This window comes from Streptomyces sp. NPDC001410 (genome assembly GCF_042895235.1).
Taxonomy (GTDB): domain Bacteria; phylum Actinomycetota; class Actinomycetes; order Streptomycetales; family Streptomycetaceae; genus Streptomyces.
In genome coordinates, this window is record NZ_JBIAWE010000014.1 from 79,228 (window position 1) to 93,627 (window position 14,400).

9 protein-coding genes are annotated in these 14,400 nt (G+C 69.7%); 3 read left to right on the forward strand and 6 right to left on the reverse strand.

Annotation, left to right across the window (positions count from 1 at the left end; translation table 11 throughout):
• Window positions 1–47: 47 nt before the first annotated feature.
• The gene (locus tag ACFY3C_RS29130; RefSeq protein ID WP_390772834.1) at window positions 48–2,117 is read left to right on the forward strand and encodes a carbohydrate-binding module family 20 domain-containing protein; all 2,070 of its coding nucleotides are present in this window, start codon (window positions 48–50) and stop codon (window positions 2,115–2,117) included.
• Between the two features lie 10 nt (window positions 2,118–2,127).
• On the opposite strand, the gene ACFY3C_RS29135 is transcribed toward ACFY3C_RS29130, so the two are convergent.
• The 5 genes from ACFY3C_RS29135 to ACFY3C_RS29155 form a co-directional block, all read right to left on the reverse strand.
• Window positions 2,128–3,504 (reverse strand): alpha-amylase family protein, encoded by a 1,377-nt coding sequence (locus ACFY3C_RS29135; protein ID WP_390772835.1) that lies wholly within the window; start codon window positions 3,502–3,504, stop codon window positions 2,128–2,130.
• A gap of 133 nt (window positions 3,505–3,637) precedes the next feature.
• A complete protein-coding gene (locus ACFY3C_RS29140) occupies window positions 3,638–5,305 on the reverse strand; it encodes a glycoside hydrolase family 13 protein (RefSeq protein WP_390772962.1) in 1,668 nt (555 codons plus the stop codon).
• Window positions 5,306–5,466: 161 nt separating this feature from the next.
• Window positions 5,467–6,372 (reverse strand): sugar ABC transporter permease, encoded by a 906-nt coding sequence (locus tag ACFY3C_RS29145; RefSeq protein ID WP_390772836.1) that lies wholly within the window; start codon window positions 6,370–6,372, stop codon window positions 5,467–5,469.
• Between the two features lie 19 nt (window positions 6,373–6,391).
• Window positions 6,392–7,396, reverse strand: coding sequence for a carbohydrate ABC transporter permease (locus tag ACFY3C_RS29150; protein WP_390772837.1), 1,005 nt, complete (start codon window positions 7,394–7,396; stop codon window positions 6,392–6,394).
• Between the two features lie 96 nt (window positions 7,397–7,492).
• The gene (locus ACFY3C_RS29155; RefSeq protein WP_386574440.1) at window positions 7,493–8,764 is read right to left on the reverse strand and encodes an extracellular solute-binding protein; all 1,272 of its coding nucleotides are present in this window, start codon (window positions 8,762–8,764) and stop codon (window positions 7,493–7,495) included.
• 380 nt (window positions 8,765–9,144) lie between these two features.
• Between ACFY3C_RS29155 and ACFY3C_RS29160 the strand changes: the two genes are divergently transcribed.
• Entirely contained in the window at window positions 9,145–10,179 is a 1,035-nt protein-coding gene (locus ACFY3C_RS29160) for a LacI family DNA-binding transcriptional regulator (RefSeq protein WP_386574441.1), read from the forward strand.
• Between the two features lie 68 nt (window positions 10,180–10,247).
• A complete protein-coding gene (locus ACFY3C_RS29165) occupies window positions 10,248–11,114 on the forward strand; it encodes a phosphatase PAP2 family protein (RefSeq protein ID WP_390772838.1) in 867 nt (288 codons plus the stop codon).
• A 27-nt stretch (window positions 11,115–11,141) separates the two neighbouring features.
• Here ACFY3C_RS29165 and ACFY3C_RS29170 read toward each other — a convergent pair whose 3' ends face one another.
• Window positions 11,142–14,144 carry a bifunctional [glutamine synthetase] adenylyltransferase/[glutamine synthetase]-adenylyl-L-tyrosine phosphorylase gene (locus tag ACFY3C_RS29170; RefSeq protein ID WP_390772839.1) on the reverse strand — a complete coding sequence of 1,001 codons (3,003 nt, stop codon included), beginning with the start codon at window positions 14,142–14,144 and terminating at the stop codon, window positions 11,142–11,144.
• Window positions 14,145–14,400: the final 256 nt, after the last annotated feature.

A 14,400-nucleotide genomic window follows, 5' to 3' on the forward strand; every position in this document is an offset into this window, starting at 1 on the left:
TTGTTGAACTCTGTCCCCTTCTCTCGAAGTTCGTTTCGGAGCCGCACATGAGCAGACACCATCCCCCGGGTGTCCTCCGCCGCACCGCGACCGCCGCGGCCGCAGGCGCCCTCGCACTGGCGGGAGCCATAGCCCTGCCCGCGACACCCGCACAGGCGGACACCACCGCCAAGGGCGACGTCATCGCCAACCTGTGGGAATGGAACTGGGACTCCGTCGCCGCGGAGTGCACGAACGTCCTGGGCCCCGCCGGGTACGGCGCGGTGCAGGTCGCCCCGCCCGCCGAGTCCCTGAAGCAGACCAACTACTACTGGTGGGACGTCTACCAGCCGTACTCCTACAACCTGAACAGCCGCTTCGGTTCGGCGGCGGAGTTCGCGTCGATGGTGACCGCCTGCCACCAGGCCGGCGTCAAGGTCTACACGGACGCGGTGATCAACCACACCGCCGCGCAGACCGGCACCGGCTACAACGGCACGACGGTCACCAGCAAGTACGTCACCCCCGACTGGGACCGCGCCGACTACCACGACTCGACGTCGTGTCCCACCTCCGACCTGACGATCCAGGACTACTCGAACCTCACCCAGGTCCAGAACTGCGAACTCCTCGGCCTGCCCGACCTGAAGACCGGTTCGGACACGGTCCGCGCGGGCATCGCGAACTTCCTCAACAGCCAGCTCGCCCTCGGCGTCGACGGCTTCCGGGTGGACGCGGCCAAGCACATCCCCGAGGCCGACCTGGCGGCGATCGAGGCCAAGCTGACGAACACCACGTCGGGCTCGGCGCCGTACGTCTTCCAGGAGATCTACCCGGGCTCGACCCCCCAGCCCGCGGACTACTACGCCTCCGGTGACGTCCTCGACTTCACCTACGCGAGCAAGCTGAAGTCCGCGTTCCAGGGCAACGTGAGCGACCTGGAGTCCCTGTCCTCCTCCGGCATCCTGCCCGCCGCCGACTCGGTGTCCTTCGTGACGAACCACGACACCGAGCGCAACGGCCTGCACATGTCCTACAAGGACGGCGACACCTACAAGCTCGCCAACCTCTTCCAGCTCGCCTACAAGTGGTCGACGCCGACCGTGTACGCCAGCTGGGAGTGGACCCGGAGCGACCAGGCCCCGCCGAACTCGTCGGGCTTCGTGACCGGCACGGACTGCGCGAACGGCTGGTACTGCCTGGACCGCGACACGGCGGTCGTCGGCATGGTGGCCTGGCACAACGCCGTCGACACGGCCGCCGTCTCCGACTGGCAGACAAAGTCGTCGTCCGTGATCGGCTTCGGGCGCAGCGGCGCCGGCTTCTTCGCGCTGAACAACGGCTCGTCGTCGGCGACGTACACCTTCGCGACAGGCATGGCGGACGGCACGTACAGCAACGTCGTCGACGGCGGCGCGACGAAGGTCACCGTCTCCGGCGGCAGCGCGTCGATCACCGTCCCGGCGAAGGGCGCGGTCGCCTTCTACAACGCGTCCTACACCTGCACGGTGGGCTGCGACGACACGGGCGGCGGCGGTTCGGCGTCGACGGTGAGCGCGACCTTCGACGAGTACGCCTCGACCACGTCCGGCACCAACGTCTACGTCGTCGGCTCCATCCCGGCGCTGGGCGGCTGGGACACCTCGAAGGCGGTCCAGCTGTCGTCCGCCGGCTACCCGGTCTGGTCGGGCGAGGTCAGCGTGCCGATCAACACCTCCTTCACCTACAAGTACATAAAGAAGGACAGCTCGGGCAACGTCACCTGGGAGTCGAACGCCAACCGGTCGGCGACAGCCGCGACCTCGGCGATCACCCTGGACAACTCCTGGAACGTGGCGGACGCGGACGCCACCGACGTCACCTTCAACGAGACCGCGACGACCGACTGGGGTACCAACGTCTATGTCGTCGGCTCCCTCCCCTCCCTCGGCTCCTGGAACACGAGCGACGCGATCCCGCTGTCCTCGGCGTCCTACCCGACCTGGAGCAAGCTCGTCATCGTCCCCAGGAGCACGTCCTTCGCGTACAAGTACGTGAAGAAGGACGGCTCCGGGAACGTGACCTGGGAGTCCGGGACGAACCGCTCGTACACGACGGGCAGTTCGTCCGGCTACACCACCAGCGACACCTGGAAGTAGTGCCCCGGGCTCAGCAGCTCGACTTGCCGGCGTAGATCGCGAGCGCCGTGTTCGAGCCCAAGGTGGCGGTGAACTGCCCTGCGGAGTTCACCGTCACCGTCGTGTTGTTCTGGACGTTGCAGTAGGTGCCCGCGGGCAGCGAGGTCTGGTACGTGCGGGTCAGGGACGAGGACTCGTGGTTGATCGCCACATAGCCCTTGCTGCCCCGACCGAAGGCGATCGCGTTGTTGCCGTTGTCCCACCAGTTGGAGACGGCCTGGCCGCGGGTCGCGTTGCGGAAGGCGACCATGCGGATGATCTCCGGCCAGGCGTGCTGGCACTTCCAGCCGTCCTGCCAGCAGGCGTTGACGGTGCCGCCGTTCGGCGGGCCCGCGTCCACGTCGGACCACTCGTAGCCGGAGTTGATGTCCGGGGCGCCGTAGGGGTAAGCCAGCATGAAGACGTTGGCCAGGGTGTAGTTGGCGCCGTCCTTGTAGTTGAGGGTCGAGCCGTTGCGTTCCGTGTCGTGATTGTCTACGAAGACGCCTGCCACGGAGCTGCTCAGGTAGCCCCAGCCCTCGCCGTAGTTGGTCAGGTACGCGAGCTTCTCGTTGTTGAAGACGCGCTTGAGGTCGTAGGCGTAGCGGAACTCCTGGACGTCTCCGTTGCCGGTGTACTCGGTCGGCTGGACGGCCTCGTTCGCGCCGTAGATGACCTCCTGCTTCCAGTAGACGGAGGGGTTGGTCAGACGGCTCTTGATGTTGGCCAGGTCGTCCGCCGGGATGTGCTTGGCGGCGTCGATCCGGAAGCCGTCGACCCCCAGCGTGAGCAGGTCGTTCATATAGCCCGCGATCGTCTTGCGGACGTACTCCTCGCCCGTGTCCAGGTCGGCGAGGCCCACCAGTTCGCAGTGCTGGACGTTCCAGCGGTCCTGGTAGTTGGTGACCTGGGAGGTGCAGTCGTCGAAGTCGTAGGAGGAGTACAGGCCGGGGTAGTCGTACTTCGTGTACGACGAGCCGCCCGTGCCGGTGCCCGAGCCCGCCGCCATGTGGTTGACGACCGTGTCGACGACGACCTTCACACCGGCCGCGTGGCACGTGTTCACCATGCTCTGGAAGGCGGTGCGGTCGCCGAGGCGGCCCGCGATCTTGTACGACACCGGCTGGTACGACGTCCACCACTGCGAGCCCTGTATGTGCTCGGCGGGCGGGGAGACCTGGACGTAGCCGTAGCCGGCGGGGCCGAGGGTGTTGGTGCACTCGCGGGCGACCGAGGAGTACTTCCACTCGAAGAGGACGGCGGTGACGTCCTTGGTGCCGGGCGGGGAGGCGTACGCGGCGGTCCCTGGGGCGAGGACGGCGGCGGCGGTGAGGGCGAGGGCACCCGAAACGATTCTGCTGCTGGCCATGTGGGGGTTCCTTCTCCGTTGAAGGCCTTGCTGAAATCTTTCAGAAACCTTGCGGTGGCCAGATGTTAAAGGCCCGCCACCCAAAAGGGCAGCGGGCCGTAAGAAGTTGACGGAAGAAGTTATCGAGCGGTGATCACGCCGTCGTCCACCACACGGTCGTGTCGGCGGGCACCTTCGTCTCGCCGTCGGCCTCGGTCACCTCGCCGCTGGCGAGCAGGACGCGGCCGTGGGACGGGGTCGTCACGGACTCGCCGGAGGTGTTCGCGACACACACGAACTCGCCCCGGCGGAAGGCCAGGACGCCCTCCGGCGCGCGCAGCCACTCGACCGCCTCGCCCGCGCCCAGGTCGGGCTGCGACCTGCGGATGCCCAGCGCCGAGCGGTACAGCTCCAGCGTCGAACCGGGGACGCCCGACTGCGCCTCGACACTCAGCTCGGCCCAGGCCGACGGCTGGGGCAGCCAGCTGCCGCCGGCGCCGAAGCCGTACGAGGAGCCCTCGCGGGTCCACGGGATCGGCACCCGGCAGCCGTCGCGGAAGCCGTCCTGGCCGGCGCCGCGGAAGAACGCCGGATCCTGGCGCACCTCGTCGGGCAGGTCCACGACGTCCGGGAGGCCCAGCTCCTCGCCCTGGTAGACGTACGCCGAGCCGGGCAGGGCCAGCATGAGGAGGGTCGCCGCGCGGGCCCGACGCAGGCCCAGCTCACGGTCGCCCGCCGTGCGGATCTGGGTGCCGAGACCCGGAGGGTTGGCGAAGCGCGTCGCGTGGCGGGTGACGTCGTGGTTGGACAGGACCCAGGTGGCGGGGGCGCCGACCGGACGCATCGCCTCCAGGGTGCGGTCGATGACCGTCCGCAGTTCCTCCGCGTCCCACTCCGTGCCCAGGTACTGGAAGTTGAAGGCCTGGTGCAGCTCGTCCGGGCGGACGTAGTTCGCGGTGCGCTCGACGGTCGGGGTCCACGCCTCCGCCACGAAGATGCGTTCGCCCGCGTACTCGTCGAGGACCACCCGCCACTGGCGGTAGATGGCGTGCACGCCGTCCTGGTCGAAGAACGGCATGACATCGTTGCCCAGCAGCTTGAGCTGGTCGTGGGAACCCAGGTCCGGGAGGCCGTCGGCCTTCACCAGTCCGTGGGCGACGTCGATGCGGAAGCCGTCCACGCCCATGTCCAGCCAGAAGCGCAGGATGGAGCGGAACTCGTCGCCGACCGCCGGGTGCTCCCAGTTGAAGTCGGGCTGCTCGGGGGCGAAGAGGTGGAGGTACCACTCGCCGTCCTCGACCCGGGTCCAGGCGGGGCCGCCGAAGATCGACTCCCAGTCGTTCGGGGGGAGTTCGCCGTTATCGCCCTTCCCGGGACGGAAGTGGTAGCGCTCGCGCAGGGGCGAGCCGGGGCCCTCGGCGAGGGCGCGCTTGAACCACTCGTGCTGGTCCGAGGAGTGGTTCGGGACCAGGTCGACGATGACGCGCAGGCCCAGCTCGTGGGCGTCGCGGATCAGCGCGTCGGCGTCGAGCAGGTTGCCGAACATGGGGTCGACGGCGCGGTAGTCGGCGACGTCGTAGCCGGCGTCGGCCTGCGGGGAGGCGTAGAAGGGGCTGAGCCACACGGCGTCCACGCCGAGGTCGCGCAGGTACGGGAGTCGGGAGCGTACGCCTTCCAGGTCGCCCATGCCGTCGCCGTTGCTGTCGGCGAAGCTGCGCGGATAGACCTGGTAGATCACCGCGTCCCGCCACCAGTCGCGGTGCTGGGCGACGGTGGCGACGGCGGAGTCGTCGGCCGGGGCTGCAGGGGTCTGCTGGCTCATGGCGTCCTTGATGCGTAAGGGAGTTCTGGTCATGGGAGCGTGGGTACGGCGACAGGGGCCAGGGGGTGTGCGAGGCGGCCGCGGTGTCAGCGGGGTCGGATGGACACCGCGGCCGCCTACCCGCGCGGACAGGCGCGCGGGAGCCCGGTGCGGGAAGGGCCTCAGCCCTTCGTGCCGCCTGCGGTGAGGCCGGTGACGAGGTTCTTCTGCACGAGGTAGAAGAACGCGGACACGGGTATCGCGATCAGTACCGCGGTGGCGGCCATGTAGTTCCACTGCGCGTCGTGCTCGCTGACGAAGGTCTGCAGACCGACGGCGAAGGTGTACTTCGAGTCGTCGAGCATGAAGGTGGTCGCGAAGGCCACCTCACCGACGGCGGTGATGAAGTTGTAGAAGGCGGCGACGGCCAGCCCGGGGCGGGCCAGCGGCAGGATCAGCCGGAAGAAGGTGCCGAAGGGGCTGAGCCCGTCCACGCGTCCGGCCTCGTCGATCTCGAAGGGGATGGTGTCGAAGTACCCCTTGAGCAGCCACGCGCTGTAGGGCACGGCGGTGGTGCAGTTGATGACGATCAGCGACCAGTAGGTGTCGATGAGCCCGAGTTCGCTGAAGATCTCGTACATCGGCACGATCAGGATGGCGATCGGGAAGGCCTGGGTGAGCAGCAGCACCCACATCAGCGACTTGTAGCCGGGAAAGCGCATGCGGGAGACCGCGTAGCCGGTGGTCGCGGCGACGAAGACACCGATCAGGGTGGTGCCGCAGGCCACGATCATCGTCGACTTGAACCAGTCGAAGAAGGCGGTGTGCTCCAGCACGAAGCTGTAGTTGGAGAAGGTGAGCTTGCCGGCGATCCTGCCGGGGTGCAGGTAGTCGTCCTTGTCCGGGCCGAGGGACAGGAAGAACAGCCAGGCCACCGGGGCCAGTGCGATGAGGCTCGCGACGACGAGGCCGCCGTGCAGGAGGGCGGCACCGAGCGGGCCGCGCTCGCCGCGCGGGCGGGTCCGGCGCGGGGCCGGTGCGGTGGGGGCGGGTGCGGCCTCGGTCTTTTCGAGGGTCGTGGTGCTCATGGCGGCGGCTCCTGCGGCGTCAGACGGCGAGCTGGTCATTGCGCTTCAGCCAGCGGAAGTAGAAGGAGGTGAAGACGGTCAGGATCGACAGCAGCAGTACGCCGTACGCGGCGGACTGGGCGAAGTCACGCGGCTGCTGTCCGAAGCCCAGGAAGTAGGCCCAGGTCACGAGGATCTGGGCGTCGGGCGCACCGGTGGGGCCGAACAGCAGGAAGATGATCGCGAACTGGTTGAAGGTCCAGATGATGCCGAGCAGCACCACGGTGGAGCTGACCGAGCGCAGGCCGGGCAGGGTGACGTGCCGGAACTGCTGCCAGGCGCTGGCGCCGTCCATCTCCGCGGCCTCGTAGAGCGTGGAGTCGATGGACTGCAGGCCGCCGAGCAGCGAGAGCATCATGAACGGCACACCGCACCAGGTGTTGACCATGATCGCGGCGAACCGCTGCCAGAAGGTGTCCTCCAGCCACTGCGGCTGGGGCAGGTGGAGGGCGTCGAGGAACTGGTTGAGCACGCCGGAGTCGGCGAGCATGATCCGCCAGGAGAAGACGGTGACGAAGGTCGGCACGGCCCAGGGCAGGACCAGCATCAGCCGGTAGAAGGTGCGGCCGCGCAGCTTCTGGTTGAGCATGAGCGCGAGGCCGAGGCCAATCGTGTAGTGCAGGAACACACAGGCCGCCGTCCAGAAGACGGTCCACAGGAAGTGCGACCAGAAGCGGTCGTACGAGGTCGGGCCGAACAGGATGTCCTTGTAGTTGTCCAGGCCGATGAACTTGTAGGTGGCGGCGATGTGGTTGACGCCGATCGTGCGCGCCGAGTTGAGGCTGTTGGCATCGGTGAGGGTCAGGTAGAGACCCCGCACCAGGGGGTAGCCCACGATGACACCGAGCACGATGACCACCGGGGCGATCATCGCGTAGGCGTACCAGTGTTTCTGGTAGCCGTTTTTGATGCGCTGCCCCAGCCCGGGCCGAGGCGCGCGGTCACCGCGGCGCTTGCCGGTCGCGCGGTCGATGGCGACTGTCATGGTTCGACACCTTCTGATGGTTCAGGGGTTGGGCTGGGCACAGGCCGATGGCCGCCGGATCCTTCCCCCCTCGGGAGGATCCGGCGGCCAGCGGGCTTACTTGCTGAAGTCGGGCACCAGCTTGGTCATGGCCAGCTCGGCGTTGCTCAGACCCTTGTCCAGCGACTCCTTGCCACCGGCGATCTTGGGCAGCTCGGTGTCCAGCGGACCCCACAGGGAGCTGTACTCGGGCAGCGCCGGGCGGGGCTGGGCGGCGGCGAGGACGCCCTGGTAGCCGGCGATGCCGGGGTCGGCCTTGACCTGGGCGGTGTAGGCGTCCGAGCGGGTGGGCAGCGTGGAGTTCTTCAGGGCGATGGTCTCCTGGGACTTCGCCGAGGTCATGAACTGCACGAGCTTGAGCGCCGCGGCCTGGTGGGCCTTGTCGGAGCCGGCGTAGACCGCGAGGTTGTGGCCGCCGGTCGGGGCGCCCGCCTTGCCGGAGGAGCCGGCCGGGACGGTGGCGATGCCCAGGTTGGACTTGTCCGTGAAGGCCTTGCCCTTGTAGAAGTTCGTGATCTCCCAGGGCCCCTGGACGATCGCGGCGACCTTGCCGTTGACGAACGCGTCCTGGATGTGGGCGTAGGCGTCGGCGGTGGTGTCGGCCTTGTGCAGACCCTTGCCCGAGAACAGGCTCAGCCAGGTGCCGTAGGCCTTCTTGGCGGCGGCCGAGTTCACGGTGATCTTCTTGGCGGTGGCGTCGACGGTGTCGGTGCCCTCGCCGTAGAGGAAGGACTGGGCGTAGTAGGCCTGGGTGGAACCCCAGTAGCCGTCGACGCCGGTCTTGGCCTTGACCTTGGCGGCGTCACTCTTCAGCTCGGCCCAGGTCGTGGGGGCCTCGGTGATGCCGGCCTTCTTGAACAGGGCCTTGTTGTAGACCAGGGCGAGGGTGTCGGTGACGAACGGCACGCCGTAGGTCTTGCCCTCGTACTGGGCCTGCTTGATCAGGTTCGGCTGGAACTTGGCCTGGTCGGTGAGGGCGTCCGTGCCGTCCAGCGGCAGGAAGTAGCTCTTCTTCGCGAAGGCCGGGGTCCAGCCGACCTCGGAGCGCAGCACGTCCGGGGCGCCCTTGGAGCCGGCGGCGGTGTCGAACTTGTTCTGCGCCTGGTCGAAGGGGACGTTGACGTACTTGACCTTGATGTTCTTGTTGGCGGCCTCGAACTGCTTGACCAGGGCCTTGTACGTCGGCGCCTCATTGGTGGCGTTGGAGGTGTCCCACCAGGTGATGGTGACCGGGCCGTCCGACTTGCTGTCGCTGTCGCTCCCGCCGCACGCCGTCGCCGCCAGGGCGAGGGACGCCACCAGCGCGGAGGCCGCTATGCCACGCCGCATGAGTTCTCCTTGAGGGTTAAAGCCCGTGTGATGCAGGGAGGGTCCCGTCCGCCGTCCCCGCGGTCTTGCCGACTGCGCCGTTGCGGCCGCCGGGCGACTGGAACGTAACAGCCATGTAAGCGTTGCGAAAGACCTTGCAGAAAAAAAGTGCAAGACACCACGACGGTTACCGGCCCGTGACCTCTCCTCGACACCCGCGTAACCGCCTATTGAAGCCGCTGAGCGGGGAGAGGGACACTTGTGCAAGACTCTGCAAGCTCTTGCTGCCACTATTTCGAGGGAGCGCGATGACGCAGCAATCCACGGCCGGCCGCGCGGCCGGCCGCGCACGGCGTCCCGTCGGTGTGCAAGGCGCGGTGCGGCCGGTACAGTCCAGTGCCGTGACCACACGGCTTGCGGACATCGCTGCGCAGGCGGGGGTGAGCGAAGCGACCGTCAGCCGCGTCCTCAACGGGAAGCCGGGCGTCGCCGCCACAACCCGCCAGTCCGTGCTCGCCGCGCTGGACGTGCTCGGCTACGAGCGTCCGGTACGACTGCGGCAGCGCAGCGAGGGCCTGGTGGGCCTGATCACCCCGGAGCTGGAGAACCCGATATTCCCGGCCCTGGCCCAGGTCATCGGCCAGGCGCTGACCCGGCAGGGCTACACCCCGGTGCTCGCCACCCAGACCCCGGGCGGGTCGACGGAGGACGAGCTGACCGAGATGCTGGTGGACCGCGGGGTGGCGGGGATCATCTACGTCTCCGGGCTGCACGCCGACACCACCGCCGACATGCAGCGCTATGAGCGGCTGCGGGCGCAGGGCGTGCCGTTCGTCCTGGTCGACGGGTTCTCGCCGAAGGTGCAGGCGCCGTTCATCTCCCCCGACGACCGGGCCGCGATGACGCTGGCGGTGACGCACCTGGCGTCGCTGGGCCACACCCGGATCGGTCTCGCGCTCGGCCCGAAGCGGTTCGTGCCGGTGCAGCGCAAGATCGAGGGCTTCATACGGGCGATGCAGGACCAGTTGGGGCTGGACGCCCGGACGATCGAGACCGAGCTGATCCAGCACTCGCTGTACACACTGGAGGGTGGCCAGGCGGCCGCGACCGCGCTGATCCAGCGCAACTGCACGGCGGTGGTGTGCGCGAGCGACATGATGGCGCTCGGTGCCATACGGGCCGCCCGGCAGCTGGGCCTGGAGGTGCCGCGGGACGTGTCCGTGGTGGGCTTCGACGACTCCCCGCTGATCGCCTTCACCGACCCGCCGCTGACCACGGTCCGCAAGCCGGTCCCGGCGATGGGTCAGGCCGCGGTGCGCACGCTGCTGGAGGAGATCGGCGGGACGCCCGCGCCGCACAGCGAGTTCGTGTTCATGCCGGAGCTGGTGGTGCGGGGTTCGACCGCTTCGGCGCCGAATGTCCTCCGTATGTCGTAGAACGTGCGGGTTGGACCCAACCTTGGGATGATCTGGCGAGGAAGCCTTTTCTGGCAGACTCTGTGCCTATGAGTGACTCGACCGTGACAGAACCGGAAGGTCGCGAGGAGTTGGCCGTTCCGCAGGCCGTCACGGGCGAGGACAGACAGGGTCTACGGCATCGGCTGCGCCGCCCGCGCAGGCCCCGGTTGTGGTTCGAGATCCTGCTCATCGCGGTGAGTTACTGGACCTACTCCCTGATCCGCAACGCGGTCCCGGAGCAGAAGGCCCAGGCGCTGCGCAACGCCGACTGGGTCTGGCGTCTGGAGCACCGGCTGGGCGTCGCCGTCGAGGAGTTGGTCAACCATGCCGTGAACTCGGCGAATTGGCTGATCATCGGCATGAACTACTACTACGCCACACTGCACTTCGTGGTCACGCTGGGTGTTCTGGTGTGGCTCTACCACTGGCATCCCGGCCGCTACGCGGCGACCCGGCTGGCACTGTTCGCGACCACGGGTGTGGCGCTCGTCGGCTACTACCTGTTCCCACTGGCCCCGCCCCGGCTGATGAACGGCGGCCTCTTCGTGGACACGGTGATGGTGCACCACACCTGGGGCTCGATGGCCTCGGGCGACCTGAAGCACATGTCGAACCAGTACGCGGCGATGCCGTCCATGCACATCGGCTGGTCGCTGTGGTGCGGGCTGACCGTCTTCGCGCTGGCCTCCGTGCCGTGGGTACGGGTGCTGGGCCTGCTCTACCCGGCGACCACACTGCTGGTGATCGTGGCCACGGCCAACCACTTCTGGCTGGACGCGGTGGGCGGCGTCCTCTGCCTGGCCTTCGGTTTCACGGTGGCCCGGCTCTGGTACGGCAGCCTGCCGTACGCCCTGCCGAGGCTGGTGCAGGTCCCGGCCCGGGCCGCCGCGCCGGCTCGGGTCCCGTCCGCGTAGCAGCTCGCCTTCCGTCCGGTAGAAGACTCAACTTCCGTCCGCGTAGAACAGGTCCTTCACGACCGTGCGCGCCCTACGGGTCGTACGGCGGTAGGCGTCCAGCATGTCCCCGGCGTGCCCGGCGCCGTAGCCCAGGTAGCGGCCGACCGCGGCCAGCTCGCGGGGTTCGGTCGGGAAGGTGTCCCCGGCCCGGCCGCGGACCAGCATGACCGCGTTGCGCACCCGGGTGGCCAGCACCCAGGCCTCGTCCAGCACGGCCGCGTCCTCGGCGGCGATCAGCCCGGCCGCGTGGGCGTGGGCCAGGGCCTCGCGGGTACCGGTGGTGCGCAGGCCGGGCTCGTGCCAGCCGTGGCGCATCTGGATCAGCTGGACGGTCCACTCGACGTCGGACAGGCCGCCGGGACCGAGCTTGGTGTGCAGCCTGGGGTCGGCGCCGCGCGGCAGCCGCTCGGCCTCCATCCGCGCCTTCAGCCGGCGGATCTCACGGACCGCGTCCTCGCCCAGGCCCCGCTGCGGGTAGCGCAGCGGGTCGATCAGCTCGGTGAAGCGGCGGCTCAGGTCCTCGTCCCCGGCGACCGGCTCGGCCCGCAGCAGCGCCTGCGACTCCCAGACCAGGGACCAGCGGCGGTAGTAGGCCTCGTACGACTTCAGGGTGCGCACCAGCGGCCCCGACTTGCCCTCGGGGCGCAGGTCGGCGTCGATGAGCAGCGGCGGGTCGGCGCTGGGCAGCTGCAGCAGGCGGCGCATCTCGGCGACGACCTTGTTCGCGGCCTCCGCGGCCTCCCGCTCGTCCACGCCCTCCTGCGGCTCGTGCACGAACAGCACGTCGGCGTCGGAGCCGTAGCCCAGCTCGTGGCCGCCGAAACGGCCCATCCCGATGATCGCGAACCGGGTCGGCAGGGTGTCGCCCCAGCCGTCGCGGACCACCGCGCGCAGGGTGCCCGCGAGGGTGGCCGCGGTCAGGTCGGAGACGGCGGCGCCGACCCGGTCCACCAGGGCGCCCTGGTCGGCCTCGGCGGGGCTGGTCTCGGTGCCGTACGAGGAGACGATGTCCCCGGCGGCCGTACGGAACAGCTCGCGGCGGCGGACCCCGCGGGCCGCGGTGACGCCCTGCTCGGCGTTCTCGGCACGGCCCACGGCGGCGAGGATCTCCTGCTCCAGCGGGGCGCGCTCGCGCGGATCCAGACCGCCGCCGCCGTCGCCGTCGCCCAGCAGGGCCACCGCCTCCGGGGCGCGCATGAGCAGGTCGGGGGCGAGGCGGCCCGCCGACAGGACGCGGGCCAGGTTCTCGGCGGCCGCGCCCTCGTCCCTGAGGAGTCTGAGGTACCAGGGGGTCTTGCCGAGCGCGTCGGAGACCTTGCGGAAGTTGAGCAGACCCGCGTCCGGGTCGGCGGAGTCGGCGAACCAGCCGAGGAGCACGGGCAGCAGGGTGCGCTGGATGGCCGCCTTGCGGGTCACGCCGGAGGCCAGGGCCTCCAGGTGGCGCAGGGCCGCGGCCGGGTCGGCGTAGCCCAGGGCGACCAGGCGCTCGCGGGCCGCCACCGCGCTCAGCCTGGCCTCGCCGGGGGCGAGTTGGGCCACCGCGTCGAGCAGCGGGCGGTAGAAGAGCTTCTCGTGCAGCCGGCGTACGACACCGGTGTGCCGCTTCCACTCGCGCTGCAGCTCGGCCACCGGGTCGGTGCGCAGGCCCAGGGAGCGGCCGAGGCGGCGCAGGTCGGCCTCCGCCTCGGGGACGAGGTGGGTGCGGCGCAGCCGGTAGAGCTGGATGCGGTGCTCCATGGAGCGCAGGAAGCGGTAGGCCTCGTCGAGGCGGGCGGCGTCCTCGCGGCCCACGTAGCCGCCGGCGGCGAGTGCCTGGAGCGCGTCGAGGGTGGTGCCGCTGCGCAGGGAGGGGTCGGTGCGGCCGTGCACCAACTGCAGGAGCTGGACGGCGAACTCGACGTCCCGCAGGCCGCCCGGGCCGAGTTTCAGCTCGCGCTCGACCTCCGCGGCGGGGATGTTCTCCACCACCCGGCGGCGCATCTTCTGCACGTCGGGCACGAAGTTCTCGCGCTCGGCCGCCTTCCAGACGAGGGGTTCGAGCGAGTCGACGTACGCCTGGCCCAGGGTGCTGTCCCCGGCCACCGGGCGGGCCTTGAGCAGGGCCTGGAACTCCCAGGTCTTGGCCCAGCGTTGGTAGTAGGCGAGGTGGCTGCTGAGGGTGCGGACGAGGGGGCCGTTGCGGCCCTCGGGGCGCAGGTTGGCGTCCACCGGCCAGATCGAGCCCTCGATGGTCGTCTCGGAGCAGATCCGCATCATGTGCGAGGCCAGCTTGGTCGCGGACTTGAGCGCCTTGCCCTCGTCCGCGCCTTCCGCCGCCTCGGCCACGAAGATCACGTCCACGTCCGAGACGTAGTTCAGCTCGTGGCCGCCGCACTTGCCCATCGCGATCACCGCGAGACGGCAGACCGCGGCGTCCCCGGGGGCGGCGGCCACGGCCATGGCCAACGCCGTGCGGAGAGTGGCGGTGGCCAGGTCGGCCAGTTCGGCGGCGGTCTCGTGGAGGTCCGTGGTTCCGCACACGTCACGTGCCGCTATCGACAGCAGGCAGCGGCGGTAGGCCACGCGCAGCGAGATGGGGTCGACGGCCTCGGCCAGACCGCGCTCGAACTCCTCGACACCAGGGTGCAGGTCCCGGGGCTCGTACGTGACCAGCGCCTGCCAGTCGCTCGGGTGGCGGGCGAGGTGGTCCGCGAGGGCGGCGGAGGCGCCGAGGACCCCCAGGAGGCGGTCGCGCAGGGGCTTGGCCGCTATCAGCGTGTCCAGCAGTTCGCGGCGGGCGGTGGGCGCGGGCTGGGACTCCAGCAGGCGGACCAGGCCGTGCAGGGCCAGGTCCGGGTCGGCGGTGGCGCCCAGGGCCTCCAGGAGGAAGGGGTCGTCGCGGAGGGGCGCCAGCTCGCCGCTCTCCAGGAGGCGCTCGGCGGCGGAGGGATCCGTGAAGCCGTGCCGCAGCAGTCGCGTGAAGGTACTGCTCCTGCGCCCCGGCGTCATCCGTGGCCTCCCCTGGATCTCGGTCGTCCTGGCCAGAGCCTAACCGGAGAGGGCGCCTGCGGCGCGTGTGCCTGCGGCGCTTGGGCGGCTCTGTAGTGCGGGTGCGTGTGCCTGCGGCCGGCTGTGCGTGTGCCTGCGGCGCTTGAGCGGCTCCGTAGTGCGGGTGCGGTGCGCCTGCGGCGGGCTGTGCCTGCGGCGCGTATGCCGGCGGCGCTTCGGCGGCTCCGTAGTGCGGGCGCGGTGTGCCTGCGGCCGG